Source organism: Streptomyces sp. NBC_01352 (genome assembly GCF_036237295.1).
In the GTDB taxonomy this organism is placed as follows: domain Bacteria; phylum Actinomycetota; class Actinomycetes; order Streptomycetales; family Streptomycetaceae; genus Streptomyces; species Streptomyces plumbiresistens.
In genome coordinates, this window is record NZ_CP108354.1 from 44,944 (window position 1) to 69,849 (window position 24,906).

Below are 24,906 nucleotides of genomic sequence, written 5' to 3' on the forward strand. Positions count from 1 at the left end.
ATCGGCGGGCATGACGCGCGGCCGCTGCAGCCGACACACCTTGGCTGGTGCTGACCAGCCGTGGTCGGGGGTGAGCATGGCTCGGCCAGATCCGTGGCGCCGTCCTGGTCGCCCGACCAGGACGGCGCGAGCAGGGCTTCACGCACCCGGCAGCGCTGTCAGAACTGACGCAGCACCGGGTCTTGTGCGCGATCGTCGACCTGCGGAACGTGATCGCTCCCGACCCGCCTCAATGAGGGGCAGTGTGGCTGAGCGATGAGGTGGGGCGGATGGGCGCGTGCGGGTCGTATTCGGATACGCGCTGGGCTGCGTACCAGCCCAGGGCCCGGACCATCACCTTGTGCAGGGTGGGTGGGAGCAGCGGGTCGAGGGTCTGCCAGGCGTGGTCGACCAGTGTGCGGGCTTCGGTGAGGCAGACGTCGAGGGCGCCGCTGCGCATCAGAAGGTCGGACGCTTCGATGGCGCCAGCGTCGGTGCGTGCCTGAAGGGCCGTGTGCAGGCGTTTACGGTCGGCTTTGCCGAGGAGGCCGGTGGCGTGGGCTACGGGGTAGGTGACGGTGCCGGTGGCGAGGTCTTCGGCGGGGGAACGCACGGTGATGCCCTGGCGGTATTCGTCCGGACTGACCTGGCCGTACAGGTCGATGACGTCGTCACTGATCTGGTAGGCGATGCCGACGTCCTCGAAGTACCGGGAGATCGCCGCGAGTTGCGGTTCGTCGGCCCCCGCGAGGATGGCGGTGATCTCCGCCGTGCAGCGGACAAGCCTGCCCGTTTTGAGGCGGTGGGTGGTGCGGATCTGCTCCAGCAGGGGACGGGGGTCGCCGCTCTCGACGGCTTCGTCGAACGCGGCGTGGTGACCGGCGAGGTCGAGGGCCTGTCCGGCGTGGCCGGCGCGCATTGCCCGCAGGTAGAGCTGGTAGATGCGCAGCATGGTGGGCGCATCGGCTTGGGGGACGCGTTGGAAGAGAGGGTCGAAGGTGTAGTAGCCCAGAGTGCCGGAGGTGATGGTCTCGGCGGTGCCGAAGACCTCGTGGACGCTCGGCCGGCCGCGTCGGGTCAGGGAGCCGTCCTGGATGTCGTCGACGATCAGGGCCGAGGTGTGCATGAGTTCGGTGGCCGCGGTCAGAGCACGGTAGGGCTCGGGGTCGGTGCCCAGCAGGCCCAGGACGGTCGCTGAGATGTAGGGGCGCCAGGAGCGCCCGGGATTGTCCAGCAGATGCAGGACCGGGGCGACCAGGGCCTGGTGGAGACGGGCAGGTGCGGTGTCGTCCAGCCGCGTTCCGTCGTGCGTGCCCGCCAGGAGACTGATAGCGGCGGTGTCGTGCGGGTGGTCCGGGTATACGGCGGCGGCTTCCGCGCGGGCGATGTCGTGGCTGCGGCGCATGTAGTGCTCGATGTCACCGACGGTGTTGTCCGGGCGGGTCTGCAGGACCGCCGTGCCTGACACGGGCAGGCCGTTCATGGTGCCGCGCACGGTGGCGGGGCTCTCCCAGAAGGCGCGGCCCACGGTGAGGGTGCGGATCTCCCGCCCGGATTCGGGAGCGGTGATCTCCATCTCCAGGTCGAGTGCGGGGACGCTCACCCGCACGCTGGTGGGATAGGTGTTGAGGGTGGCCAGTGAGGTCCAGTGGCGGGTCGGCTGCCACGTCATGTCGAGGTAGTGGACGTCGCCGCCGGGGGCGACGGCGGTGGCGCGGGTCAAAACCGGCGAGGAACCTTCGGTGGCGGTATCGGCGGTGCACGCGTGCGTGGCGCTGATCTCCCAGCCGTTGTCCAGGTGCGCCCCGGTCCACTCCCAGATCAGGTCCGACAGCCCGCGCGTCTGCGGGTTGCGGTAGTAGGTGGCGCCCCAGTCCTGCTCGAACCAGGCCCGCCCCTGAACCCGCTTGCGCGTGCCGTCCCCGTCGATCAGAGTGCCCTGGACCTCGAGGTGGGGCAGGAACAGCGAGGTGAGCCCGGTCGGGTCACCGGGAAGGCGCCCCGTGGGGGCGAACTGCGGCACCGCCGGCTTGGCCGGGGTGAGGACCAGGTCGAACTGGGCGTGCTCCCGGAAGGACAGGCGGAAGGTTCCATCCTCCTCGCGGCGCAGCGCCGCGAGATCGCCGACGGTGATGTCCAGTGCCCCGGACGCTTCGGTCACCGGCTGCTGCAGCAGCCGGTCCGGCAGCAGCGGGCCCTGCGCCAGGGCCTCGGACAGTGCGGTGCGGACCCGCGGATCCATCGTGTGGTCACCGTCGAGCGCCTGACGGACCACCCGCAGGGCAGCGGGTGTGATCCACGTGCCGTAGGCCAGGCCCGCCGGGCCGTGGTGGGTGACGCACAGGCAGTAGCCAGGGCCGGCGGCCAAGTCCTGCGCATCATGGTGGCGCAGGATGCTGAGCGTCCAGGTGTGCTCCTGGCCGTCCTCATCACGCATGTGCCCGGTCAGGTACCAGATCTCGACGCCCGCGGAGGGGTGAGGAGTGCCGAAGGCCGCCGCGTCGACGGATCCGTGCGGTGCCTGCGCAGGCACCGGCACTGTGGAGGGAGAAAGGGGGGTGGTCACATCAGCAGAAACTAGGTCCGCCGCCGACCCGGCCGGCGACGATCACGCCGATCTCCACCTCATCGGATGACATGCTCCGCCGATCTTGGACGATGCCGTTCCTTCACGCCCCTGCCGGGCGTTGGACGGGGTCCAGCCCATCCATGGCGCCACGATGCCGGAGGAAGCCGCCCAAGATGGAAGTCAGCGATGTGCACCACGCCTACCGCAAGCGCGTGGTGCTGCGCGGTATCGACCTGGACCTGCGGCCGGGCGTGCTGGCCGGCATCGTCGGGGAGAACGGAGCGGGCAAGAGCACGCTGCTGAAGATCCTCTCCGGTGAACTCCGCCCGGACCGCGGCAGGGTCCGTCATCACGGCAGGTTCGGGTACTGCCCGCAGACAGCCGTCCTCAACGACGCCCTCACCATCCGTCAGCACCTGGACTTCTTCAAAACCGCCTACGGCCTCACAGACCTGCGGCGGGCCGAAGAGGTCATGGAGACCCTCCGGTTGCGCGAGTACATCGACGAGCGGGCCGGTGTACTCAGTGGCGGCACCCGGCAGAAGCTGAACCTCACCCTGGCCCTCATGCACGACCCGCAGGTCCTCCTGCTGGACGAGCCCTACCAGGGCTTCGACTGGGAGACCTACCAACGCTTCTGGGACCTGGCCGCCCGGCTGCGCGACGAGGGCCGTTCCATCCTCGTGGTCTCCCACCTCGCCTACGACACCGAACGCCTCGACGTGCTGTGGCGCCTGGACGGCGGCCTCCTGCACGACCCGACCACGGAACGGGCCGCATGAAGCACCAGCTGGCCTTGAGCCGGCACTTCACCCTCTTCGCGACCGCCACCCGCTACGCGCTGACCGAGCACCTGCGTAACCGCTTCGCCATGGTGCTCATCGCCCTCTTCATCCCCGCCTGGACCGCACTGGGATTCCTGTCCGTGCCCAGCACCGAGATCCGGTTCCGGCTGCGGGCGACCGGGGAGGTGCTGACCCCCGGCGGCAACCAGATCACCGAGATCACCGGAGTCCTCAACGCCGTCACCCTGATCATCGGGTTCATGATGTTCGCGGCCACCTTCACCGGCGGCCACTTCGACCGCCGCCTGGCCCTGGCCGGCTACCCCCGCACCCATCTCGTCCTCGCCAAGATCACCGGCCTCGCACTGGCCTCCGCCGCCGTCGCCGCCTACGCGACCGCCCTCACCTGCGCCTTCCAAGCACCCGAACAGCCCGTCGTCTTCGCCGCCGCACTGTTCTGCGCCGGCCTGACGTACGGCGCCCTGGGCGTCGCCTTCGGCTCCCTGCTGCGCCGCGAGGTCGAGGGCATGTTCGCCATCCTGATGACCAGCGTCATCGACCTCGCCCTGCAAAACCCCCTCTACAGCTCCAGCTCCGACGGCTCCATCGTGCGCTACCTGCCCTCCTACGGCGCCATGCAGGCCAGCACCGGCGCCGCACTCTCCACCACTCCCCTGCCCGAGTACCTCGCCATCCAGCTCCTGTGGTTCACCGCGGCCGCGCTGGTCGGCTTCCTCGCCTTCCACCGCCGCACCCGCAACACCCTGCCAAAGCGCGGACAGGTTCGCCTGATCCCTCCACGGCAGCCCGAGCACGACATGCAGCCGGACAGCGCCAAACCCACGGCTTAAAGGCTGGTGGGCAGGACCCCCGGGCACGCTGTGCGGCCCAGGGTCTTTCGCTGCTCCGGGCCAGCGGCCCAAGACCCCTGCGGGCCATGTGGCGGCCGCATGGGCTGCCAGAAGGCCCGCCCTGCTCCTGCGAGCCGGGGGGCCAGGCGGGGAGTGCGTCGATGGAGGGCCTGCTGATCAGTAGTCGTCGTCCGGCATGGGGTCGCCGGCCCTGAGCGCAGCACAACGGGTGCAGGTGCGGCTGTGACAGGTGTCTTCCCTCGCATTGCGCCGGTACTCGGCACAGTGCGGCTGCCGCCATGGGTAGGGCACTGCGTCTACCGCCGTCTGGGCAGCCGCCCGGGCCTCGGCGAGCGCGTTCGGGTTGTCCTGGTCGTCCAGGAGCCGCAGCGCCCGGTGCAGGGCCTCGCGGGCTGCCGTGGTGTCGGGGGCGCGGCGGGCGGTTTGGGGCACGTGAACTCCTCAGTCTCAGCGGCGCGTCACGACAGGGCGAACGTTGCCTGAATGCGGCACTAGAAGCCGCCGCTGGTCGAGAAGCCGCCCGTACCGCCGGTGCCGGTGCCGCCGGTGGGATTGCCTCGGGTGGGATTGTTTTGGGTGTCGCTCCGGAACTCACGCCACTGGCGGTCCAGTTCCTCTCGCCGAGCCGCTTGTCTGCGCCTTTCGTCCCGTATCCCGCGCTCGATCTCCTGACGGACCGGATCGTACGCGTCGCTGGCCAGCTGGATGGTGGCCGCGTAACGGTGCTCCATTTCTTCCAAGGCGGCCTTGGCTCGGCGGCGCTCGCCTGGCACCCACCACCGGGCGTGTCCGTGCTGGCGCCAGACGGCCTGCAACTCGCTGTTCATGTCGACCACGACTGCGGCGTAGGCGGCGCCGGCCTCCTCCCAGCGGCGGCAATCCTCCCGCGTGCACGGGATGCCGTTTCCTAAGGCCGAGTACTCCGGAGTCCGCACCTGGAAGAGGGGAGGGATGCAGAATCTTCTGAGGACTCCAGTGGGGCTCTGCTCCCAAACCTGTACGTGTCCGTCGAGCGGCCGGGCAGGGGGTCGGGCCCCTTGCCCACGCAGCAGCGGCCGGTAGTGCTCCAGATAGAGCTTCTGCAAGCGGACCATGACGCACACCCCGCGACTCGTTTCCTCCAGAGTGCGTACGGAGGCGCATCCGGGCAACGCCTGCGGTAGGACCAACCAGCAGCACCGCGCCTACGGCGCTGCCGCCGTCCGGTGAGGCCAAGATGTCGGCGCTTTCACACCTATCTGTCGGCCGCCGGCAGCTCTCCCTCGAGCACCTCCTGCGCAGGGACGGAGTGCGCTGCGTCGAGATCCTGACTCGTCCACCACGTGCCCGTGCCGACCTGCTGCCCCGAGCGGCCCCACTGCATCATCTCCAGCTCCTCACCGAACTGGAAGATTCTGAGATTGAGGGGTTCCACCGAGGTGGACCGATGGGCTCCACGGATGCGGACGCGAGCACGCACGAACCAGTCCTGCGCAGACGCGCCACGACCGACTCCTTGATCACTCATGTCATCTGTCTATCCCGGTCGGCGGCCACGCGCAGCACGCCACGCCTTCGCAACCACCAACGCTGGGCACCGGAGGTGCCAGCGATGCCGCTACAGATCGGGCAGATCCGCGACCAGCTGTCGGGGCGGATCCGCCTCGAGTCGGGCAAGGGCCACCGGCCGGTGGCCACGGTGATCGACTCCCAGTCCGTGAAGGCCGCAGAAACCGTCGGGAAGGACTCCCGCGGTTACGATGCGGGCAAGAAGATCAATCGCCGCAAGCGGCATCTCGTGGTCGACACCCGCGGCCTTCCCTTGCTGGTGAGGCTCCCCCCGGCCGACCTGCACGACTCCCAGGCGGCGAAGGAAGTCCCCTTCCGCCTCCGGCTGATGCACCCCGAGATCACCATTGCCTGGGGAGACCGCGCCTCCGCGGGCAAGCTCGTTACCTGGGCCCAACGGCATCTCAACCTCACGTTCAAGGCGGCCAGCCGCCCGAAGGACACATCCGGATTCGTCGTGCTGCCCCGCCGCTGGGTCGTTGAACGCTCGCTCGCGTGGATCATGCACGCCCGCCGGCATGCCCGGGACTACGAACGGCTCGTCCAGCACTCCGAGAGCCTAATCACGTGGGCGGCGATCACGCTGATGACCCGCCGACTGACCCGGAGCAAGAAGAGCCTGGTCGGCCTGCCCACCGCGCAGGCCACATGAACCCAGCGGAGGCCCTGAGCCTGCTATCGGGCCACGACTACCCAGGGCCTCCGCCAGCCCGGGCCCAACCCGGCCGGAGTGCGGTCCCGCATCCTTCGTCAGGGGCGGAGGCGGGACCGCCGACACAGTGCACGCGTGTCACACGACCAACGCGTGCGGCATCCCGCGGACACGGCGCACGTCAGCGCCCATCCCGTTCTTCAGCCCCGCCGCATGACGCCAGTGGGGCACGGCAGGACAGCGGTCACGGTCTTGCCCGCCGGATGGACCTGGACCCGCACGTCGATCGACAGGTCCTGCACCAGGTGCAACCCGAAGCCGCCCCACCTGGTCGCGTCCATCGGCAGAAGCCGCGGCGGCAGGGGGCTGGCCTCGTGCACCGCCGCCGTCCCCGCGCCGGCCTTCAGCTCTTCAGAACAGGCCAACAGAGGTTGGAAAAAGTGGCTCTCAAGCGTCCGGAAACCTACCTGCCCCAGCGACCTCGACGAAGCTTTACCAGTCCTTTACCATTGGCGGGGGAGACTTTCTCTTCCGACGAAGACGTTCCGCCCCGGTTGCCGGGGCGGCTGAGTGATGAAGGAGCAGCAGACCCGCAATGGGTGAGCCTCCCAGTACCAGCCGTGCCATACCCCGCCCGACAGAGAGCTGCGAATTGGGGGTGGCACGGTGACCGAGTTCCTGCTGCTCCTGCTCGCTCTGGCGCTGACGCTCGCGTGTGCGGTGTTCGTCGCGGCTGAGTTCTCCCTGACCACGGTCGAGCGTGCTGATCTCGAGCGTGCAGCTGAGGCTGGTGAGCGGGGCGCGGACAGCGCTCTGAAGGCGGTCAAGCGGCTGACTTTCCAGCTGTCCGGTGCCCAGCTGGGTATCACCGTGACCTCGCTGGTGATCGGCATGATTGCCGAGCCGTCCCTGGCCGCGCTGCTGCGCGGCCCGCTGACCGCGATCGGCCTGGCGGGGGCGGCTTCCACGGTCGCCACCATCCTCGGTGTCGCCGTGTCCACGGTGGTGCTGATGGTCGTCGGTGAGCTGGTGCCGAAGAACTGGGCGATCGCCCGGCCGCTGGCCGTGGCCAAGGTCGTCGCCACCCCGCAGCGCGGTTTCACCGCCGCGTTCGGACCCTTCATCGAGCACCTGAACAACACTGCGAACCGGTTCGTGCGCCGCTTCGGTCTGGAGCCGGCCGAAGAACTGGCCCACGCCCGCAGCCCGGAAGAGCTGGTGGCGCTGGCCCGGCACTCCGCCGCCCAGGGCGCGCTGGAGAAGGACTCCGCCGAGCTGTTCGTGCGCACCCTGCACCTAGGTGAGCTGACGGCCGAGAACGTGATGACCCCGCGGGTGGACGTCAAGGCCCTCGAAGCCCACGCCAGCGCCGCGGACGCGGTCGACCTCACGCACGGCACCGGCCTGTCCCGTTTCCCCGTCTTCCGCGACAGCCTGGACGAGATCATCGGCACCGTCCACATCCGCGACGTCCTCGCCCTGGACGAGGACCAGCGCGCCGGCACGCAGGTCACCGACCTGATGACCGCGCCGCTGCTGGTGCCCGACAGCCTGCCCGTCGACACCCTCCTGGCCCGGATGCGCACCGAGCGCACCATGGCCGTGGTCATCGACGAATACGGCGGCACCGCCGGTGTCGCCACCGTGGAGGACATCATCGAGGAGGTCGTCGGCGAGGTCCGCGACGAACACGACCCCCTGGAGACCCCCGACCTGCTGCCCGGCCCCGCGACCGAAGACGGCCGGCGCATCTGGCAGGCGGAGGGCAGTATCCGTACCGACCAGCTCGCCGAGATCGGCCTGAGCGCCGAGGACGGCCCGTACGAGACCCTCGCCGGCCTGACCGCCACCCTCCTCGAGCGCATCCCGAAGCCTGGAGACACCGTGCACCTCGACGGGTGGGACATCACCGTCCTGGATGTCGACCATCACCGCGCCGACCGCCTTACCCTCACCGCCCCCGCAGCTGAGCACGCCGAGCAGGAGGCAGCCCGATGACCACCATCCAGCTGCTCATCGGCGCCCTGACGCTGCTCACCAACGCCTTCTTCGTCGGCGCCGAGTTCGCCCTGATCTCGGTACGCCGCAGCCAGATCGAGCCCCAGGCCCAGGCCGGGAACAGGCGCGCCAGGACCGCTCTGTGGGGGGTGGAGCATCTGTCGGCGGTGATGGCCACCGCCCAGCTCGGCATCACCGTCTCCTCCCTCGTTCTCGGTGCGGTGGCCGAGCCGGCCATCGCCCACCTGCTCGAGCCGCCCTTCCACGCCATCGGGGTGCCCGAGGGGCTGATCCATCCGATCACCTTCGTCATCGCCCTCGCGCTCGCGACGTACCTGCACATGCTCTTCGGCGAGATGGTGCCCAAGAACCTCGCCCTGGCCGCCCCGGTACCCACCACCCTGCTGCTGGGCCCGCCGCTGGTCGCGCTCACCCGTGCGCTCAAGCCCGTCATCTTCGGCATCAACGCCTTCGCCAACACCCTGCTGCGCCTGCTCAAGGTCGAGCCCAAGAACGAAGTCACCGCCGTCTACACCGACGACGAACTCGCCCGCCTCGTGGCCGACTCCAGCCAGGCCGGCCTCCTTGATGCGGCCGACGGCGACCGGCTGCGCGACGCCCTGGAACTCGGTACCCGCCCGGTCGGCGAGGTCCTGGTCCCGCTGGCCCGGATGAGCACGGTCGACCACCGCGTCACCCCCGCCCAGCTGGAGAAGGCGGCCACCGGCGCCGGCTACTCCCGGATGCCCGTCGTGGGCTCCGGCGGCACGATCATGGGCTACCTGCACATCAAGGACGCCATCGGCGTACCCGAACGGCACAAGCCCTTCCCCCGCAGCGCTCTGCATCCCGTGACCAGCGTGCAGATCGACACCCCGCTCGACGACGCCCTCACCGCGATGCGGGCCAACGGCACTCACCTCGCCGCCGTCACCGGTGACAAGGGCACCGTGATCGGCTTCGTCACCATGGAAGACGTCCTGTCCGAACTTGTCGGCCCAGCGGCCGCATGATCGCTCGGGCCCTGAAGCGGGGATGCCGGCGTCGGCTGCCAGCACACGCGGAAGCGCCGGTGCCCGTCGATCTTGCGATGGGTGAAGCCTGTGTGCCCAGCCGGGCGAGGGCTGTGCTCCGGGGGTAGGGGCGTCGCGGCTGGCGACCAGTGTCCCTGGCACCGCTGACAAGGCTCCTGGTGTCAGCGGTGCCAGGGACGGCGTGGGCATACTGCTGGCCATGACATCCCCGCTCGGCACCCGCATGTACGGGATCACCATCGCAGTGCTGGTGTGCGTGGTGGGTAGCGGAGCCTGCTTCGGCTTCCTCGTGGCCGACTGGGCGGGTGCCGTGGTGGGCGCGGGTGCCGCCGGCCTGGGCGCGGGATTCGGAATGGTGGCCCGCCCCCGGCCTGCGGTGACTTCCGTCCGGGCGGCCAGGACCGACGGCTATGCGGAAGGGATCGCCGGCGTGGTCCTCATGAGTATCGCGATGTACGAGGCTGCGGTCTTCCCACTCACCCCTGGTGGGGTGAGCGATGAGGAACAAGAGGCCCGTCGCACCGTCGCGTACCGGCTCTCTGCCTACGATGGCCTGCCCCGTTCCGTTCGGGTGTCGGCGGCCGCTGCGCTGGAAGCCCTTGATGACGGCTTGGACGCCGAACGTGCCCGAGCTGCGGTGAAGGATCTGTCACTCGCGGTCTACGACTGCCGCGGCAGTCGCTGAATCGCACGACCGCAGCCGGAGACCGGGGCGACTGCCACCGCGATCAGCATGAGCCGGGACAGCTGGCCCTCCGTGCCCAGGGCGGCCCTCGATGCGAGGTCACCACTGGTGCGCCCGGTCACCCCAACGGGCTAGTCGAAGACCTCTCAGCCAGCGACCGACCAGTGCCGTTGTCACGGCGCCGCAGGGTCGGTCGGCGCCGCCAGGGGCCTGACGAGCAGTACTCCCCCATCGGGCGATCTTCATCTCCCTGGCAGACCCTGTTCCTGGCGGCTGCCCCCTAGGTGGCCGTTTCCGCCGGGAACGAGGGCTTCCCGCGTGCTTCACCACTGCAGCAACCGGCACCGGCCGTCCTTGCGGTCCTGCGGACGGGCGGAGCCGGCCCACGATCAGAAGGGCAAGGATCCCCCATGGTCAGCAGCACGGAAACCGGCGACGTCACCGGCACCAAGGACAAGGACTACAACCTGATCTGGTTCGTCGAGGCCTGCCTGAGCAACGCGCTGCGAATGGAGAGCTACCTCCAGGACGCGGAACGCGCAAACGACCCCGAAGTCGTGGAGCTGTTCCGCAAGGCCCAGGCCGACAGCCGTAAGGGCGCCGAACTCGGCAAGCAGCTCCTGCGTTCCCGGCTCGGCAGCTGACACACCCTTGAGCCCACCGGGCCCGGGTGCCGTCGGCGCGGCGCCACACCGGAGGACAACCTGCCTTGGGAGGCCCACTGTGGCGATCACATGGGACGTATTCCTGACCCAGATCCAAGAACGCGGCGAGTACGCCACCGACAAGGAAGCCGAACGGGTCGCCCGCGCGGTGCTGGCCACCCTGGGCGCCCACCTCGAAGGCGATGAGCGCACCGAAATCGCCGATCAGCTGCCCGCCCCGTGCGCACCGCTGCTGTTCGATCCGCTGTCGGCGACCAAACCGCTCAGCCCACGGGAGTTCGTCGAGGCCGCCGCCACATTGATCGAGGGAGCGACCCCGGAGACCGCCCGCTGGGACACCGGCGCGGTCCTGAGCACCCTGGCCGACCACACCGACGCGGACCTGCTGCGGCGCATCCTCATCCGACTGCCGCCCGGCTACGCGCTGCTGTTCCGCCGCGCGGAACTGGCCTGACGCCCCGGATAGAGCCGCAGCGCAAGCCCGGCCGAGGTGGTCAGCCCCGCTGTACACACGGCGGTGTGTCCAACCGGGCAGAATGCCGAACCGGCGGCGATGCGATCCCACCCGTCCCTTGAAGACTCGTCCCCGGCCGACGCCGGCGACCTTCGACCAAGCCCACAGACCGACCCACCGGGAGGTCCTGTGATCCTGCTTGCCTTGCTCCTTCCAGCCCTGATGATGCTCCTTCTGTTCGCCGCGGCCGCGTTCGAAGATCTCCTCTTCCCCACGCCAACGGCCAGCGACGATGTCGACCCGGCCGACAACGCACCAACCGGTTCACCCACGTCCGGTTCACCACCCCACCAGTCGTGAGCAGCACCGAAGGAACCCATCGTCTCGACATCGACACCAGCGACATTGACTCGGGTGCGGGGTAGAGCTGGGCCACGGGCCGTCGCCACGGCATTCCCATTCCCCTGCTGCTGCCCCTGGTGAGGCTAGGCGAGGTGCAACTGGCCAAGCGCTCGTCCTCGGTCGGCTTGCTCCTCAAGGAGAGCGGCCAATTCAGGATCTCGCGTGAAGACGGGGCCGGCCCAGTACGCCGGGACCGCCACGGGCGCGAGGCGCACCTCAGTGCCGTGGATGCGCGCGGCGTCGAAGAGGGCCTGGAGCCTCTGCAAGCCCGCCAGGTCGAGCGCGCCCAGGCGCGCATGCCAGGTCTGCGTCTTGTCGTCGTACTGTGCGATCGGGCGGAGCCTGTCCAGCTGCTCCTGCCATTGAGATTCGGCGGCCGGCGCTGCCTTGATAGTGGCCTCCAACAACCACGCGCTGTCACGGGAGTTCGGCGAACTGGTCATGCCGTGACGGTAGACGCTGCCACTGACAACTCCTTCGGTCGGGTGAATCCCGCGCCTGCGGAGCACCCCTCCCTGCTCGAAGGCGTACTGACAGACATGGAACCCGATCTAAAGAGACGCATCTGTCCGAACCCGGCCTGCACGTTGTCGATGGCGCCGGCCTGGACGACGACACCCCGTTCGGCTTCCAGAAACGATCGCCCGGACCTGGGGGACCTCGATCGCCGACCGCACCACCCGGGATGTTGGCCAGCCCGGCGTGCGACTACGTCTGTGCGTCGATCTTCGGCAGGTCCTCGCCCCGACCAAGCGCATCATGGTGGCCGTCGTGCTGGCCGACGACCCCGGCGGGAACCCGGCAGGCCGCCTGATGTGACGCTGCAGGTGTCGTGCTGGGTGCCGCCGTGCCGGGCCGACACCGACCCGATCCTCGTGCGGACGGCGATGTGCCCCTCCGAGAATGCTCCAGGAGAAGGAAGGTATGAATGCAGTAGCACCACCGGCATCAGATGAGGACGGGGAACGGGCCGATGGACGAAGTGCAAGACAGCCTCCGCAACGGGCTGTACTGGTGCCTGGCGTTCTCGGTGATCCTGCTGCCGGTCGGCTTCGCAAGCGGGTTGTGGGGGTGGGTCGCCCTGGGCTACACGGCGATCATCTTCGTCAGCGCGATCGTCGGCGTGGTGCTGGCTCTCGACGGCTGGGTGCTGACCGCAGCAACCTTCCTGCTGTGGCTGCTCGCCCTCGCAGCCGGCGTGGGCCTGGTCGCCTTCGGCGTGCACGCCATCGTGACGTTCGAGCCGTACTGCACCCCGTCCGAGACCGTCAACTGCCGCCTGCTCCTCAACGGGCAGGACGCGGGCGAGGCGAGCGTGGCCGACCAGCGCAGGAGCCTGGTCATCGACTCGCTGCTACCCATCACAGGCGGGGCGGCGATCGTGATAGCCGCGCTGGTCACCGGAACTGCGCGCATGCGTGAGCACATCCCACGGGCCATATACCTGTTCCGCCACCGGTGAACCCTCCCTACATTCTTCTCCAGGACCGGGCGAGCCCTTCGTGTAGTTGACCCACCCAGGAGCGTCGGGTGTGGCTTTGAATCTTCTGCCGCTTGTGCTCGCGAGCCTCACGGGTGAGCGGACGCGCGGTCGACTGTTTCGTCAGACACCTGCGGGCCGATGCCGCCGCTGGTGGGGTGCTGGCAGGCCGGGCAGAGCTCGTGGTGGCCGTCGGGGCTGACGACGGTGCCCCAGCCATTGCAATGCAAGCAGTCTTGGGCCAAGGAGAGGTCGGGGCGAGGGACCGGGGCCGGCGGGGTAGGCGGGGTTTCGTATGCCATGCGGTGGGGTTCCTCAGCGTGGCGAGTGACGGTCTCACAGCCTGCCAGTATTCGGATGGTATGTCTGCCTCTGTCTCAGGGGATGGCACGGGTGCCTCCCGCCTGGCACGGTCGTTCGGGAGGCGCCTGAGGGAGTGGGTTCCGGGATGATCCTGTCTATCCGGGGCAGTCGGGAAGGGGTCCTGAGTGCCAAGCTGCCGGAGACCGCGATGGTGCATCCACCCCAGGAAGACCACGAGCCTCTCGATGGCGGCGGCATGCGGACGGCGGAGCAGGCCACCGATGTGACCCGTTCGTTCTTGCTGGTGGCCGCGCCGGACGGCGGCAGCGCGGTGGACGCGGTGCTGCTGGTGGTGTCGGAGCTGTTCACCAACGCGGTGCTGCATGCCGGCGGCGTGACCGGGTTCGAGCTGAAGGCCGGTGCGGGGACGGTGACGGTGGCGGCAGCGCACTGCTGCAAGAGCTGCCCCAGCAGGAGAAGCCAGTCTGACGCGCCAACAGGTCTGGATCGTAAAAGGTCCAGCCCCCCGCCCGGCGTAAAAACCGGGTGGGGGCTGAGAAGCTGTGTCACATCCCCTTTTCGCAGGTCACGATGGTATGAGGGATGGTGGTGATCCCGTTTGCCGTTCGGTTGGGCGTCGGTGGTCGCCGCTCCGAACGGCGACGGCACGGCGTTGTTCTTCGGGCGGCCGATCCCTGCCGCCCCGTGCTGAGCTGCTTTGCGGATGGCAGATGCATCGTGGCCGATATCGGCAGGAGTGGCGTGGGCCCTGCGGCAGCGGAGCCCGGTTCCCTGACCGCTTCCGGCGCGGAAGGCGCATCCGCCCAGGGGTCCCACGCGGTCCACCGCATGCCGGCTCAGCAACCCAATGCCGACGTGATTGCGCGCTCCGGGTGATGTCTACCCCTTTCCGGCTTTGTCCTCCGGGCTGGGCTTCTGCCTCGTGGTGACGTGTGCGCAGGGACCCCGGCTGGGACGAGGAGGCGTGGCACAGCAATGGACACCAGCGACGACGTGGGAGCGAATCCCCCAGAGACCGGGCGGCATGGGCGGAAGTGGAAGACGGTTGCGCGGTTGCTGGAGGCGCTGGCAGCACTGATCGCCGTGATCGGCGGCGCAGTATGGGTGGCCCACGAGTTGACCAGGGACTCACCGGTGGAGAAGGAGCAGAAGCTGGTTGAGCAGCTGAGACCGGGGCAGACCTTGGACCGCGCGATAGAGATCATGGACGACAAGCCGCATTACACGCAGAGGCTGGCATCCGGCAACAGGGTCTACCAATACAACCGGAAATGGGAACGCATCCAGCTCTTGGTGGATCCGGATAACATCAGCGTATTGTCCGTGGGGATTTTTGCGGACAGAACAGACTTTCGCCCCTCATTTCCACTTGGAACAGATACACAACTGACCATCAACCGCACTCCGTACGGTGAGGTACTCGGCGATCCCTCTCGCGTCTTCGGCGGCTGCGGGGTCCACTCCGGCAGCTACTTTGAGGCTCACTCCTTGGGTGAGACAGGAGTGGGACGCATCATCGCCGTGGGCATCCACGACTCCTTCCGGGGCGACACCAGCATGGCCTCGCCGTGCGGGGGACTCCAGAAAGCCCCGGACGACTGCGTCCCCAGTGACGTCAAGGACCATGCTGGCGGCCAGCGGCCCCGCAACAACCCCCAGTGCCTCACATCCGCTCCCGCAGGCGACTTTCGGAAAGGCACTGCTATCGCCGCACTCGTTGTCACCAAGCAGGGTGACCTGACGGAAGACATGTTCCAGTCCCCATACGTTGTGGCTGGAGGGAACGACTGACTGGACGGCCATGGCAGCTGTTGTGCTCGGCATGTCTCAGCCGAGGCCAGCCACGGGTCGAATGCGGACAGGTAATCCGAGGGTCTGGCGACCTGCCGTCGCCGGACCCTCGCGACGTGGATCGATTTGGCATGCGAGGCTCAGGAACAGCCTCTGAGCTTGTTCTTTATCTACGGGCTCAGGTCGATGTGGTGAGAGCCAGGATGCCGGGGTGGTCGTTAATGGTTTGCTGCGTTGTTCGGCGATCGGAAGACTTCCGCTCATGCCTTCGACTGCACGTGACCTGACGCTTGAACACTTCCAGTGGGTCGGTGGTCACGCGGATGTGTGGGCGATCTTTCGGGATGCCAAGGCACTGGCCGCGGTGGTCGCCGCTCTCGTTGAACCGTTCCGGGATGAGCAGATCACAGCAGTCTGCGGGATCGAGTCGCGGGGATTCCTTCTGGGCGGTGCCGCGGCCGTCGAGCTCGGCGTCGGTTTCGTTCCCATCCGCAAGGGCGAGGGCCTCTTCCCGGGCGACAAAGTAGTCCGTCAGTCGTCTGCCGACTACCGACGCCTTCGTCACACGCTGCGACTCCAGCGATTCTCGCTGGGTCCGGGAGACCGTGTTCTGCTGGTTGATGACTGGATTGAGACCGGAAGCCAGGCTGCGGCCGTCAGGAGCATGGTCGAGGAGTGCGGGTCCACCTGGGTGGGATGCAGTGTCATCGTTGATCAGCTCACCGGTGCGCCGAAGAACGCCCTCGGCACCATTCGGGGGCTGTTGACTGCGCAAGAACTCCCGCCGTGCGAGTCATGAGTTCAGCTTCCCAATGTCGAACCGATCTCGAACTTGAGGCAGGTTTACGCAGTTCAGAGGACGTGGGGGCGGCCTCCGTCTGATCATGTGCTCCGACCAAGGTGCACGTGACCGAGACTAAGGCCGTTCCTACGTCCGGTGATTGTCGGGCTTACGATCAAGTTCGACGGCCGCTCGAGGCCCACATGGGGGCGCAATGTCAGAGATCGCTCAGTGGCTCGAGGACTGGCATGCCGCACATGAACACGAGCTTCGCTCTCGTGGGATCAGCTCTGCGGTGAAGCGGCCCGTCCCAGGAACCCCGTCCCGAGGGCGGCCGAAAGCCACGGCAGTGAGCCTCACACTGGAATCAGACGAGCGCACGGGGATGGTGTTCCTCTGGGAATCGGGCGCCACTTCACTGCTCTTCATCGACTCCGGAACCGAGTACACCTGGCAGGACCAACCGGTGCTCGCCTCCGAGAACGACCTGCCACAGATCCTGGCGCCACTCGTGAAGCTAGTCGCAGCAGCCACCGACGGTAGTCAAAGAACAAGCTAAGCAGATCCCTCACTGTGTCGGGCGTGAGGGGCGTGACCAGCGCTTGAGATCGCTGCCGCGGTAGAGAAACTCGACTCCCCGTAGCCGTGTCCCGCGTTATCAGCCCTCTCCGCGCGGTACGAGGCTCAGGTGAGGCGGTAGGCTGGCCGGCGGTTCGGGCTGGGGGGCGCGGGCCCAGCCGTGGGTGTGCATGGTCTCGGTCTCCCAGTCCTCGAAGAGCTGGGGTAGTGCCTTCGGATCACGGGCCGCGTCGCGGTGCCACTGGATGAATGCGCGGGCGGCGGGACGGCGGGCGTCGCAGGCCGGGCAGAGTTCCATCCAGACTCTGGTCATCAGCGGGCCGTGCCAGTGCAGCAGGAGGGCGCCTCCGCAGCGGGTGCAGGGCCGCGCCGGCTGCTCGTCATCGTCCCGGCGGGGTGCAGCCGGGCGAGTTCTTCATCGCTGACGTTGCCGAGGCTGCAGTCGAGGTTGCCGACGCGGCAGAAGGAGCCGTCGGGGCGCACCACGTAGCGCCAGGTGAACGACATGCAAGGCCCCCTTTCGGGGTGGAGCGTGACGCGAACGGCCACGATCCGCCCGCCTGCTGATCAGCGTCAAGGGGGCTGCACGGGCCGTCGTCGGGCCGTAGGCCATCCGAGTGAACGCGCACCCCGGCTCCAGGTGGGGGCGCGGCGCCCGGCCGCTGTCCGTCTACTCCGGGCCAGGATCGCGGTGCCCGCAGTCCCAGCACTTCACAGTCTCCGGGAGGTTCTCGAATGGCGTGCCGGAGATGCCAAATGATCCGTCGACGCGGAAGCCTCCGCAGCCCCTGGCACGGCGTGGCATGGAAAGGCTTGTCGCAGCGGAAACAGTCGCCTTCCGCGCTGTTCTGGTCGAGGCGGGTAACTCGGGTGTCTGCGCTGCCGCATCGCACGCAGAACGCTTCTTGGGTCTTCATGGTCCTGGTCTACATCAGATCCGCAGCAACGTTCCCCCTGCTCCGATTTCAGGTGATCGTACGGCGGTCGCGGGCTCGGGCATCCTCGGCGGTGGGATTGAGTCCGTACGCGGCGCGCACGGCCTCGATCGCCTGCTCGTACGTGTCGGTCTGCGTGTCGATGGTCAGCTGCACACCCGCCCCCTCAACGATCTCCGACCCCGTCCTGCCGTCCCCGAAGGACTCAAAGGAGTCTGCTTCCAGGACACCGGAAGGCAGCGTCACAGGACTCGACGAGCAACGGACGGTGATCGAACCGTACTGAGTAAGGCCCCTACCTCAGTGCCAAGCATCGGAGGAATCAGGCGCCGCTCCATCCAGACAGCGGGGCTGGGCCCTCCCCCTCTTCACCGTCCAGAAAGTCAACGCCCGACACCCACCGGGTCATGCGCGCTCTTGCGGCTCTTCCTGAAGGGTCGCCCGAAGCTCCCGCCGATCGGACGCGAGCGGCTGCGCCGGGCGGCCCTCCAATTCCCGCTGCCTGGCGGCCAGGGCCCTCGCCAGCGTCTTCGCCCGGTAGGGGTTCGACGTACCGAGGGCCTTCGCCACGTCCACGGCCTCGTCCAAGAGGGCCAACCGTCGCTCAGGCAACTCCCGCACCAGGGGCGACGCGCTCGCCTCCACCAGGACGTACGCCAGCTTCGACCCGTACGCCTCCGGCTCGATCTGTGTCAGAAGGCGGTAGATCCACAGCCCCTCGGCACCGCGCACCACCCGCCGGTTGGCACTGAGCAGCCTGACCCTCGCCAGCACAACCATGTCCTGATCCATCGATCCCCTTCGTCCCCCCATCCCCGACCGGTGCACGTCCCACGGCGAGACAACACAGCGAACTCGCCGACAACCGATAAAGGTTGCCGACGGGTTGGCCGGAGAGTGGATGACGACGAGTCTGGCGCGCGGTACCAGCTGCCACAAGGTCAAACGGACGTGCCATGCGTCCTACCGAAACCGCCTCCGAACAGGCATGATGGACCTGACACTCACTCAAGTCCCATCTGCTGGACGAGGACGGCCACACCTACGGAGCCGCCGCCCCTGATGTCACTCAAGTGCTGCGGGGGCGCCCGGCGAGCCGCAGAGCGGGAGTCCTGCGGCACTGCCAGACGATTCAAGATCCGCCGGGCGCGCGGTAGTCGTAGATACGGCGGCGGTAGACCTCGACCGCTTCCCGTACCGCCGGCGCTTGTTCCCACTCCCCGTGGTACTCGCCGCTGGGGCGGTGCCAGCCGCGGACCATGCGGCCGGCCATCTCCGCGACATCCTCATGCGGGCTGCGTGCTCGTACCGGCTCGGGCGCCAGGGGAGCCGTCTTCCTGGCGCCCGAGTCGTGGGTCGGGCGTCGGCCAGCCCCGGAGGGCACGCCCAGTCCGTAATGCCTCGTGTTCAGCGTGGAGTGATCAGGTAGTCGCCTGCCATGGGACTCTTGGCCTGGTACGGGTCGGCGAGCAGGTTCTGTGTCGCCCATTGGGCTTCCCAGCGTGCGGCGGCGGTACTGGGGGCATGGCCGCCTTGGTAGTGCACGTGTGAGCCGTCCGGTCGCTCCCAGTGGAGCGCCCATGCCCACTGCCCGAGGCTCGGGGCCTGGCTCCACAACGGGCGTCCGTCGAACGGCTCCGGGTCGATCTTGGCCCACACCAGCTGGTCGGTTTCCGGGACGGGGACTCGCGCGCTGGCGCAGATGTGGTCGGTTCCTGGGGCCTGCCACAACAGAGCGGTGGGCAGCGTGTCCTCCAATGACAGCTTGGCCGTATACGCGATCAGGTCAGCGAGGTCCCACACCAGGGCCAGCGTCAGTGCGGCGCGCTGCAGCGGCGGCCAGCCGCCGGGAGCATCGAGTAGGAGCACGTCCACGGCGTTGCCGATCCGGTCCTGGTTCAGCCGGTCCTCGGCCTCGAACTCGGCCATCGAGCGGGCCTGGAACTCGCGCCCGCCGGCTGCCGCTTCCTCCACCAGTTCCAGTGCCAGAGCGACCATGTGTGACGCGGCGACGCTCGACGCGGCCGGCGCGGCGGCGCACTGGCCGGCGGCAGCAGCAGGCACAGGCACAGCTGATCGGCCTGGCAGTCGGGGCGGTCGTGCTGTTCAGCCTGATCGTGTGGGTGGTCAACTGGCTGCTGGCGCACTGGTGGGTCCTCGTCCTCTCCGGGGTGCTCGCGGTGCTGGCGGGCATCGGCTGGTTCCACAACCGGCAGCAGCAGGCCCGGTGGGAGGCCGTTCGCACGCAGGCCCTGCGCTACGGGCTGCCGCAGCTGGACGCCCTGCACCACGCCCGGTTCGAGGACGCGGTACGCGACCTGATGCGCCGGGACGGCTGCCAGGACGCTCAGCGCGTCGGCGGCCGCGGCGACCTGGGCGCCGACGTGAAAGCAACCGACCCGTTCGGACGGCACTGGGTCATCCAGTGCAAACACCGCCGCAACGGCGCCCGCGGCTCTGCTGTGGGCACCCCGGACCTGCAGGTCCTCAACGGCACAGCCAGGCAAGTCCACGGAGCGGACGTCGCAGTCATGGTGACGAACGGGCGGGTGACCGCGCCGGCCGTCGCGTTCGCCAGGCAGCAGCGACTGCACGTGGTGGACCGCCAGACGCTGGCGGCATGGGCATCCGGCTCACGTCCACTATGGGAACTCCTGCGCGCGGTCCCCCCTCCCCGGCGGCCAACTCCCCTGAGCTGAACAGGCCCGAGCACGACCGCAATTGCCGGCCGCTGTGCCGAGCCACGACAGTTGCACCTGGCCACGCTGGTTGGCATCCGCTTCGCTCATCTATGCCATGATTCGAGGGTGGAGATGACCGACGTCACGCGTGCGATCGCGGCTGCGAGTTCGGTCGTCGCATCGCTCGACCTGCCAGCCGACGACGCGATCGTTCTCCACAACTCGAACAAGCTGGCACTGCGGCTGACGCCATGTGACGTCCATGCCCGGGTCGCCCCTGTGGGACAAGAGGTTGCACAGTTCGAAGTCGAGCTCGCTCAGCGGCTCGCCGAGGTCGGATGCCCGGTGTGTCCCTTGGAGCCTCGGGCGGTCCCGCGTGTGTACACGCGCGATGGCTTCGCAGTGACGCTGTGGACCTACTACGAGCCCGTGACACCTCACACCTCACCAGTCGACTACGCCAAGGCGCTGGAGCAGCTGCACGCCGGCATGCGCAAGGTCGATGTGCCAAGCCAGAGCTTCACGGACCGGATCACGCAGGCGGAAGACATTGTCGCCGACCCGGATCGCTCGCCGGGACTCGCCGACGCGGACCGCGTGTTCCTCAGCGGCAGGCTGGCAAGCCTGCGACGAGCGATCGAGGAGCGCGGCGCCGTGGAGCAGCTGCTCCACGGCGAGCCGCATCCTGGCAATGTGCTCAGCACGAAGAACGGCCCGTTGTTCATCGACCTTGAGACGTGCTGCCGTGGACCCGTCGAGTTCGATCTCGCCCATGTTCCCGAGGCGGTCTGCGAGCACTACCCAAGCGTTGACCAAGGACTGCTGGACGAGTGCCGACAGCTCGTTATCGCGATGGTCGCCGCGTGGCGTTGGGAGCTTGGCGACCAGTTCCCGAATGGGAGGCGATTCGGAGTGGAACTCCTGCGCTTGCTGCGCGAGGGTCCTCCCTGGCCGACACTCGACACCGTGCCCAGGCGACTGGATGGCCTGTAGAAATCACCGAAGGTGACGGTTGCAGCAAGTGCGACCGCATGCAGTCTGCAACGGCGGGCTGAAGCCGCGTCAGACGGCAGGGTGGCGTCCGTATGCGGCACGTACCGCGGCGATCGCCTGCTCGTACGTGTCGGTCTGCGTGTCGATGGTCAGCTGCACACCCGCCCCCTCAGCGATCTCCCACCCCGTCCTGCCGTCGCCCCCAGCCTCCTGTTGCCCGACCGGCGGCAGGCCCAGGCGGATCCGGCGGTAGTCCCGGGCGGCGGCGCGTACCGCCCGCGCACCGTCCCACTCGGTGCGGTACTCGTCTTCGGGCAGCCGCCGGCGGTGCACCAGGTTCTCCGCGACGTCGGCCACCGCCTGGGGCGTCGGGAAGATGGTGCGGAAGGTGGGGAGCACGCTGTAGAAGAGGACATCGGCGGGACTCAGCCCGAGCAGGGCATACGCCCAGCCGGTGCGCTCCTCCCAGTGCAGCCGGATCCCGCCGCGGCCACTGGTGCGGCTGGCATCCCACGTCAGCCGCATATACGCAGAAAAGCCCCGCTCAAGGCCGTGGCAGTCGGCCCGCACCGTGCCCGGCGGGACACCCCGCCCAGCGAGGGCCTCATCGACGGCCTGAACGTAGGGCCAGTGCGCCAGCCCCTGCGGCATCCCCGGCCATCCCGGCGGGTCAAGCAGCACACGCCTCACCTCCACACAACAGGAACCGATCGGTCACGAAGCGCGCCCAAAGACGGTCGCCGGGCCGATGACGCCGGGACCGAACTTGTCCCGTACGCGGTCGATGGCCGCCTCGGCCACCAGCCGGGCCTCACGGGCGCCGTCGAGACTGATCTGCTGGGCCACCTGCTCGGCGTCGACCAGGTCATCGCCCTTCAGAGCGAGTGCGGTCAGGCGGCCGCGCTGCAGACCGGCGGCATCCATCAACTGGTAGGCCAGGACGCGCAGATCGTCGTCATGCGCGGACGGCTCCGCCAGGCGGCGGGTCTTCTCCCCTGATGTCCCGCGAACGCGCTGGAGGTTGAGGAGCACCACGCCGTCGGGCGTTCCTGATGCAGTCACAACATGACGAAGACGCTACGTAGTCGTGTGCGATCTGAATCTCCGCAGTGCGGCAGGTGGGGGCTGCGGCTTCAGTGCTGGCTGTCGTGAGGGGTGAAGAGTTCCAGCAGTTCCGCGATGGGCAGTGTGCCTCTGCTGGATGGCGGAGGGTGCCGTCCAGGCAGAGGATCTAGCGCGTGCGCCGTCCGTCGCGTTCGCGGCGGTCGGTGACGATGCTCTGGGCGGTGCGTTCGGTGATGTCGCAGGCCGCGGCGATGTCGCGAAGACGGGTGACGGGGTCGCGGACGATGACGAGGCAGCTTGAAGTCATCGCGGGACCGGTCCGCGTGCCTGTCGTTAGGGTGGTGCGCGTGTCCGAGCTGAACGAGTTAATCGAGAACCTCGCCAACTGGCGCACTGGTGATGATTGGGGTTGGGGTTCGAGCCTGCGGGACAGGGCTATCACACGGCTGACGGAGATCGGACCGGACGCCGTGCCCGTGCTCGTGGCACGGCTGCAGCAGCTGCTCGACGACCGCGCCGACTACCTCGTCAGGTTCACCGCGGCCCAGGCCGAGTTCGACGCGTGGCGTGCCGATTACGTCGGAGACCAGCCGACCGGGTTGCTCGAGCTGCGCGGGTACAGGGACCCGTACGAGCTGCGGCAGGGCTTGGTGGAGGCGCTACATGCGCTGGGTGACCAGCGCGCTGCACCCGTTCTTGTCGCGGCGCTTCGCGACCAAGCATGTGTCTGGTACGCGGCGATGGCCCTGCGGGACATCCACGCGGCCGATCCGGTTGACGCGCTCATGGACGGGCTGGTCATCACGGTCCGCAACGGCAGGATGACCAACGAGATCGCGGCGGTCGCCATCGAATACGGCGTCACACCAGGGCAGGTGATCGCTAGGTTCGACACCGAGGAGACCGAGCAAGGACGGGTCAACCTCATGGAGTTGCTCGCTGATCTCGCCGCCGAACGAGAGGTGCCCGCGACGCCCTTCCTCGCTGTAGTCGACGACGACAACGAAGAGGTCCGCTGGGCTGCTATCCGCGGCCTCACCCACGTCGCGGCGTCCCCCGAGATCGAGGCGACCTTACTCGTGATGGCTCTTGACCAGGAGAGATCCGTGCGATGGCGGGCGATCTCGGCACTTCGACAGATACGCGGCAGCGGTACGTCGGTCGGGGGTGACCACAACTTCCCACTCACCGAGGACCTAGTTCGCGAGGCATTCCTTCTCCAGGACGAGCGCGTCGACGGCCGGGTACGGGCCCGGCTAGCCGACCTCAGGGACCCCATGCCGGTCGTCCGAGCCCTCCATAGCCTCGCCGCCGACGGCGACAGCCGGGCCGGCGCCACTCTTCTCTCGGGCACGGCACTGTTCCGCCTAATCCTTACCGACGAAACCGCGGATGAAGCCAAAGCGGCCTTCGCCACGGTGGCCACCACGGCAGACGTGATCCGTCTCGAGGAATTCCGCGCGGCACAACCCAAGCCACAACCCGAGCGCCGCCGCTGGTTCCGTCGCCGCTGACGGCTCGGCTCTGGGTTTCCTCGGAGGGTCAAGATCCGTCGTGTGTCGACACCGGCGATGACGCCGAGGGAGGACCCGCCGTCCGCCAACGCACTCAGCCCCTCAACACCCTGCGTTCGCGATCGGACAACTCCAACAGCAGCCAAATCTGTGCTTCACCGGAGGAAGAGCAACCGCTCGGTGAGTTCTTCCACAAGCCCCTCCGGCAGATTGGCGTAGGCCTCGAGCTCCTGAACGAAAGTGAAGCCTTGGTGCTCGTCGCGGACCCGAACAACCCGGTCAGCCAGTTCCGGCGTAAAGCCGGGGAGGGTGGCAAGAGTCGTGGCCGGTACGTGATTGACGTCGACGAGGCCTCCGTCATCGAACTGCCGTGGGAGATCCGGTCGGCCGATCCGCAGCTCCCGTGCAAGGGCGGGATCACGTTCCATGATCCGTCGTGCTTCAGCCCGGCGCTGCCGACGTTCGAGGGCTTCACCGATCGCCGGGTCCACACCACCCGGGCGTGGTACTGCCCGGCCCGGAGACGCCCACGCAGGGGCAGCCTTGGCCTCGGTGCGGTCTCCGTAGCCTGGCTTCACGAGCTGTCGCCGAACCATGAACGTCGCTGTAAGACCGCCGCCGATCAGCAGGATGATCAATACCCCACTCGCTGTCCTGCCCCATCATCCGACGCGCCGCTCAGGCTCAAGCCCAGAACGGTCATGATCAGCGCCATGCCGGCGGCAATGCCAAGAGCGCGTGACCGAAGCCGGCAGGCCCCCCAAGCAAGGACGAACATCGTTCCCAGCCCAAGCGTGAACAAAGGGATCAGCGCCCACACGACACTTCCCGCAGGACTCATCCTCCCGACCGGGATGTCAGCGCCGCCCATCCGTGCCACAACCTCAGGCTAACTCCGAGTGCGCTCGAAATCCTGTGCCCCTCCGGGGACAGATCCGACTCCGAACCTCTTCAGACGTATGGCGCTGACCGGCCTATTGCCCGCCCTGGTGCCTGGGATCAGGAGACGTTTCCTCGTTCCCAGCGAGCAGGCTGGTCCCTGGTACGCCTCCGTCATCGGGCAGGCGCCCCCAGGACCCATCAGAAGGCGGCCGGGCATGGCCAGTGCTGTACTGGTAAG

29 protein-coding genes and 3 pseudogenes are annotated in these 24,906 nt (G+C 68.2%); 17 read left to right on the forward strand and 15 right to left on the reverse strand.

Features of this window, described 5'->3' with window-relative positions; translation table 11 throughout:
* Positions 1-229: 229 nt before the first annotated feature.
* The gene (locus tag OG252_RS00210; RefSeq protein WP_329332733.1) at positions 230-2,512 is read right to left on the reverse strand and encodes a polyprenyl synthetase family protein; all 2,283 of its coding nucleotides are present in this window, start codon (positions 2,510-2,512) and stop codon (positions 230-232) included.
* Between the two features lie 209 nt (positions 2,513-2,721).
* Here OG252_RS00210 and OG252_RS00215 point away from each other — a divergent pair, with 209 nt between their 5' ends.
* Positions 2,722-3,330 carry an ABC transporter ATP-binding protein gene (locus OG252_RS00215; protein WP_329332735.1) on the forward strand — a complete coding sequence of 203 codons (609 nt, stop codon included), beginning with the start codon at positions 2,722-2,724 and terminating at the stop codon, positions 3,328-3,330.
* A complete protein-coding gene (locus OG252_RS00220) occupies positions 3,327-4,184 on the forward strand; it encodes an ABC transporter permease (RefSeq protein WP_329332737.1) in 858 nt (285 codons plus the stop codon). Before OG252_RS00215 ends, OG252_RS00220 begins: the two co-directional genes overlap by 4 nt.
* Positions 4,185-4,361: 177 nt before the next feature.
* Here the strand turns inward: OG252_RS00220 and OG252_RS00225 are convergent, their stop codons facing one another.
* Both OG252_RS00225 and OG252_RS00230 read right to left on the reverse strand, forming a co-directional pair.
* A complete protein-coding gene (locus OG252_RS00225; protein WP_266452994.1) occupies positions 4,362-4,637 on the reverse strand; it encodes a hypothetical protein in 276 nt (91 codons plus the stop codon).
* A gap of 59 nt (positions 4,638-4,696) precedes the next feature.
* Positions 4,697-5,299, reverse strand: coding sequence for a hypothetical protein (locus OG252_RS00230; RefSeq protein WP_329332739.1), 603 nt, complete (start codon positions 5,297-5,299; stop codon positions 4,697-4,699).
* A 509-nt stretch (positions 5,300-5,808) separates the two neighbouring features.
* Here OG252_RS00230 and OG252_RS00235 point away from each other — a divergent pair.
* A pseudogene (locus OG252_RS00235) lies at positions 5,809-6,363 on the forward strand (transposase); the annotation flags it as partial.
* A gap of 242 nt (positions 6,364-6,605) precedes the next feature.
* Here OG252_RS00235 and OG252_RS00240 read toward each other — a convergent pair.
* A complete protein-coding gene (locus tag OG252_RS00240; RefSeq protein ID WP_266452980.1) occupies positions 6,606-6,830 on the reverse strand; it encodes a hypothetical protein in 225 nt (74 codons plus the stop codon).
* Positions 6,831-7,071: 241 nt separating this feature from the next.
* Between OG252_RS00240 and OG252_RS00245 the strand changes: the two genes are divergently transcribed.
* The 6 genes from OG252_RS00245 (at position 7,072) to OG252_RS00270 (ending at position 11,601) form a co-directional block, all read left to right on the forward strand.
* Complete coding sequence (locus OG252_RS00245) at positions 7,072-8,403, forward strand: hemolysin family protein (RefSeq protein WP_266452979.1); 1,332 nt, start codon at positions 7,072-7,074, stop codon at positions 8,401-8,403.
* Entirely contained in the window at positions 8,400-9,416 is a 1,017-nt protein-coding gene (locus OG252_RS00250) for a hemolysin family protein (protein WP_329332743.1), read from the forward strand. The genes OG252_RS00245 and OG252_RS00250 overlap by 4 nt, the downstream gene beginning before the upstream one ends.
* A gap of 220 nt (positions 9,417-9,636) precedes the next feature.
* Positions 9,637-10,122, forward strand: a complete 486-nt coding sequence (locus tag OG252_RS00255) for a hypothetical protein (RefSeq protein ID WP_266452976.1) — start codon at positions 9,637-9,639, stop codon at positions 10,120-10,122.
* Between the two features lie 410 nt (positions 10,123-10,532).
* Positions 10,533-10,766, forward strand: coding sequence for a hypothetical protein (locus OG252_RS00260; protein WP_266452975.1), 234 nt, complete (start codon positions 10,533-10,535; stop codon positions 10,764-10,766).
* Positions 10,767-10,845: 79 nt separating this feature from the next.
* Entirely contained in the window at positions 10,846-11,241 is a 396-nt protein-coding gene (locus OG252_RS00265; protein ID WP_329332745.1) for a DUF2267 domain-containing protein, read from the forward strand.
* Between the two features lie 189 nt (positions 11,242-11,430).
* Positions 11,431-11,601, forward strand: a complete 171-nt coding sequence (locus OG252_RS00270) for a hypothetical protein (RefSeq protein ID WP_266452972.1) — start codon at positions 11,431-11,433, stop codon at positions 11,599-11,601.
* Between the two features lie 125 nt (positions 11,602-11,726).
* Here OG252_RS00270 and OG252_RS00275 read toward each other — a convergent pair whose 3' ends face one another.
* Positions 11,727-12,086, reverse strand: coding sequence for a hypothetical protein (locus OG252_RS00275; protein ID WP_266452971.1), 360 nt, complete (start codon positions 12,084-12,086; stop codon positions 11,727-11,729).
* Positions 12,087-12,247: 161 nt separating this feature from the next.
* On the opposite strand from OG252_RS00275, the pseudogene OG252_RS00280 reads away from it, so the two are divergent.
* The 5 genes and pseudogenes from OG252_RS00280 to OG252_RS00300 form a co-directional block, all read left to right on the forward strand.
* Positions 12,248-12,321: pseudogene (locus tag OG252_RS00280) on the forward strand (DUF6207 family protein); the annotation flags it as partial.
* A gap of 295 nt (positions 12,322-12,616) precedes the next feature.
* Positions 12,617-13,105 (forward strand): hypothetical protein, encoded by a 489-nt coding sequence (locus OG252_RS00285; protein WP_266452969.1) that lies wholly within the window; start codon positions 12,617-12,619, stop codon positions 13,103-13,105.
* A gap of 466 nt (positions 13,106-13,571) precedes the next feature.
* Positions 13,572-14,039 (forward strand): hypothetical protein, encoded by a 468-nt coding sequence (locus OG252_RS00290; protein ID WP_266452967.1) that lies wholly within the window; start codon positions 13,572-13,574, stop codon positions 14,037-14,039.
* 383 nt (positions 14,040-14,422) lie between these two features.
* Positions 14,423-15,238 carry a hypothetical protein gene (locus OG252_RS00295; RefSeq protein WP_266452965.1) on the forward strand — a complete coding sequence of 272 codons (816 nt, stop codon included), beginning with the start codon at positions 14,423-14,425 and terminating at the stop codon, positions 15,236-15,238.
* Positions 15,239-15,500: 262 nt separating this feature from the next.
* A complete protein-coding gene (locus OG252_RS00300) occupies positions 15,501-16,037 on the forward strand; it encodes a phosphoribosyltransferase family protein (RefSeq protein ID WP_266452963.1) in 537 nt (178 codons plus the stop codon).
* Between the two features lie 640 nt (positions 16,038-16,677).
* Here OG252_RS00300 and OG252_RS00305 read toward each other — a convergent pair.
* The 6 genes from OG252_RS00305 to OG252_RS00330 all read right to left on the reverse strand — a co-directional run bounded on the left by OG252_RS00305 (position 16,678) and on the right by OG252_RS00330 (position 19,531).
* Positions 16,678-16,935 carry a DUF6300 family protein gene (locus tag OG252_RS00305; RefSeq protein ID WP_329345048.1) on the reverse strand — a complete coding sequence of 86 codons (258 nt, stop codon included), beginning with the start codon at positions 16,933-16,935 and terminating at the stop codon, positions 16,678-16,680.
* A complete protein-coding gene (locus OG252_RS00310) occupies positions 16,911-17,105 on the reverse strand; it encodes a hypothetical protein (RefSeq protein WP_329332749.1) in 195 nt (64 codons plus the stop codon). Before OG252_RS00310 ends, OG252_RS00305 begins: the two co-directional genes overlap by 25 nt.
* Positions 17,106-17,563: 458 nt before the next feature.
* On the reverse strand, positions 17,564-17,689 hold the full coding sequence (locus OG252_RS00315; protein ID WP_266452959.1) for a hypothetical protein: 126 nt from the start codon (positions 17,687-17,689) through the stop codon (positions 17,564-17,566).
* Positions 17,690-17,938: 249 nt separating this feature from the next.
* Entirely contained in the window at positions 17,939-18,325 is a 387-nt protein-coding gene (locus OG252_RS00320; RefSeq protein ID WP_329332751.1) for a hypothetical protein, read from the reverse strand.
* Positions 18,326-18,665: 340 nt separating this feature from the next.
* Complete coding sequence (locus OG252_RS00325; RefSeq protein WP_329332753.1) at positions 18,666-18,806, reverse strand: hypothetical protein; 141 nt, start codon at positions 18,804-18,806, stop codon at positions 18,666-18,668.
* A gap of 134 nt (positions 18,807-18,940) precedes the next feature.
* Positions 18,941-19,531: a hypothetical protein gene (locus tag OG252_RS00330; protein WP_329332755.1), complete on the reverse strand. Its 591-nt coding sequence runs from the start codon at positions 19,529-19,531 to the stop codon at positions 18,941-18,943.
* Positions 19,532-19,533: 2 nt separating this feature from the next.
* Here OG252_RS00330 and OG252_RS00335 point away from each other — a divergent pair, with 2 nt between their 5' ends.
* Positions 19,534-20,232 (forward strand): restriction endonuclease, encoded by a 699-nt coding sequence (locus tag OG252_RS00335; RefSeq protein ID WP_329332757.1) that lies wholly within the window; start codon positions 19,534-19,536, stop codon positions 20,230-20,232.
* Positions 20,233-20,346: 114 nt separating this feature from the next.
* Positions 20,347-21,207 carry an aminoglycoside phosphotransferase family protein gene (locus OG252_RS00340; protein ID WP_329345049.1) on the forward strand — a complete coding sequence of 287 codons (861 nt, stop codon included), beginning with the start codon at positions 20,347-20,349 and terminating at the stop codon, positions 21,205-21,207.
* A gap of 69 nt (positions 21,208-21,276) precedes the next feature.
* Here the strand turns inward: OG252_RS00340 and OG252_RS00345 are convergent, their stop codons facing one another.
* The 3 genes and pseudogenes from OG252_RS00345 to OG252_RS00355 all read right to left on the reverse strand — a co-directional run bounded on the left by OG252_RS00345 (position 21,277) and on the right by OG252_RS00355 (position 22,579).
* The gene (locus tag OG252_RS00345) at positions 21,277-21,858 is read right to left on the reverse strand and encodes a DUF6292 family protein (RefSeq protein WP_329345050.1); all 582 of its coding nucleotides are present in this window, start codon (positions 21,856-21,858) and stop codon (positions 21,277-21,279) included.
* Between the two features lie 63 nt (positions 21,859-21,921).
* A pseudogene (locus OG252_RS00350) lies at positions 21,922-22,218 on the reverse strand (hypothetical protein); the annotation flags it as partial.
* A 220-nt stretch (positions 22,219-22,438) separates the two neighbouring features.
* Entirely contained in the window at positions 22,439-22,579 is a 141-nt protein-coding gene (locus tag OG252_RS00355) for a hypothetical protein (protein ID WP_266452949.1), read from the reverse strand.
* A 40-nt stretch (positions 22,580-22,619) separates the two neighbouring features.
* Between OG252_RS00355 and OG252_RS00360 the strand changes: the two genes are divergently transcribed.
* Positions 22,620-23,786: a HEAT repeat domain-containing protein gene (locus OG252_RS00360; protein ID WP_329332760.1), complete on the forward strand. Its 1,167-nt coding sequence runs from the start codon at positions 22,620-22,622 to the stop codon at positions 23,784-23,786.
* Between the two features lie 155 nt (positions 23,787-23,941).
* On the opposite strand, the gene OG252_RS00365 is transcribed toward OG252_RS00360, so the two are convergent.
* The gene (locus OG252_RS00365) at positions 23,942-24,424 is read right to left on the reverse strand and encodes a ComEA family DNA-binding protein (protein ID WP_266452945.1); all 483 of its coding nucleotides are present in this window, start codon (positions 24,422-24,424) and stop codon (positions 23,942-23,944) included.
* Positions 24,425-24,906 lie beyond the last annotated feature (482 nt).

Bases quoted from the DNA above. Each gene is read 5' to 3' on its own strand.
- OG252_RS00215 (WP_329332735.1), top strand. From the start codon at position 2,722: ATGGAAGTCAGCGATGTGCACCACGCCTACCGCAAGCGCGTGGTGCTG.
- OG252_RS00220 (WP_329332737.1), top strand. From the start codon at position 3,327: ATGAAGCACCAGCTGGCCTTGAGCCGGCACTTCACCCTCTTCGCGACC.
- OG252_RS00230 (WP_329332739.1), bottom strand. From the start codon at position 5,299: ATGGTCCGCTTGCAGAAGCTCTATCTGGAGCACTACCGGCCGCTGCTG.
- OG252_RS00250 (WP_329332743.1), top strand. From the start codon at position 8,400: ATGACCACCATCCAGCTGCTCATCGGCGCCCTGACGCTGCTCACCAAC.
- OG252_RS00255 (WP_266452976.1), top strand. From the start codon at position 9,637: ATGACATCCCCGCTCGGCACCCGCATGTACGGGATCACCATCGCAGTG.
- OG252_RS00260 (WP_266452975.1), top strand. From the start codon at position 10,533: ATGGTCAGCAGCACGGAAACCGGCGACGTCACCGGCACCAAGGACAAG.
- OG252_RS00275 (WP_266452971.1), bottom strand. From the start codon at position 12,086: ATGACCAGTTCGCCGAACTCCCGTGACAGCGCGTGGTTGTTGGAGGCC.
- OG252_RS00285 (WP_266452969.1), top strand. From the start codon at position 12,617: ATGGACGAAGTGCAAGACAGCCTCCGCAACGGGCTGTACTGGTGCCTG.
- OG252_RS00290 (WP_266452967.1), top strand. From the start codon at position 13,572: ATGATCCTGTCTATCCGGGGCAGTCGGGAAGGGGTCCTGAGTGCCAAG.
- OG252_RS00295 (WP_266452965.1), top strand. From the start codon at position 14,423: ATGGACACCAGCGACGACGTGGGAGCGAATCCCCCAGAGACCGGGCGG.
- OG252_RS00300 (WP_266452963.1), top strand. From the start codon at position 15,501: ATGCCTTCGACTGCACGTGACCTGACGCTTGAACACTTCCAGTGGGTC.
- OG252_RS00310 (WP_329332749.1), bottom strand. From the start codon at position 17,105: ATGTCGTTCACCTGGCGCTACGTGGTGCGCCCCGACGGCTCCTTCTGC.
- OG252_RS00320 (WP_329332751.1), bottom strand. From the start codon at position 18,325: ATGGATCAGGACATGGTTGTGCTGGCGAGGGTCAGGCTGCTCAGTGCC.
- OG252_RS00325 (WP_329332753.1), bottom strand. From the start codon at position 18,806: ATGGCCGGCCGCATGGTCCGCGGCTGGCACCGCCCCAGCGGCGAGTAC.
- OG252_RS00330 (WP_329332755.1), bottom strand. From the start codon at position 19,531: ATGGTCGCTCTGGCACTGGAACTGGTGGAGGAAGCGGCAGCCGGCGGG.
- OG252_RS00340 (WP_329345049.1), top strand. From the start codon at position 20,347: ATGACCGACGTCACGCGTGCGATCGCGGCTGCGAGTTCGGTCGTCGCA.
- OG252_RS00345 (WP_329345050.1), bottom strand. From the start codon at position 21,858: ATGCCGCAGGGGCTGGCGCACTGGCCCTACGTTCAGGCCGTCGATGAG.
- OG252_RS00355 (WP_266452949.1), bottom strand. From the start codon at position 22,579: ATGACTTCAAGCTGCCTCGTCATCGTCCGCGACCCCGTCACCCGTCTT.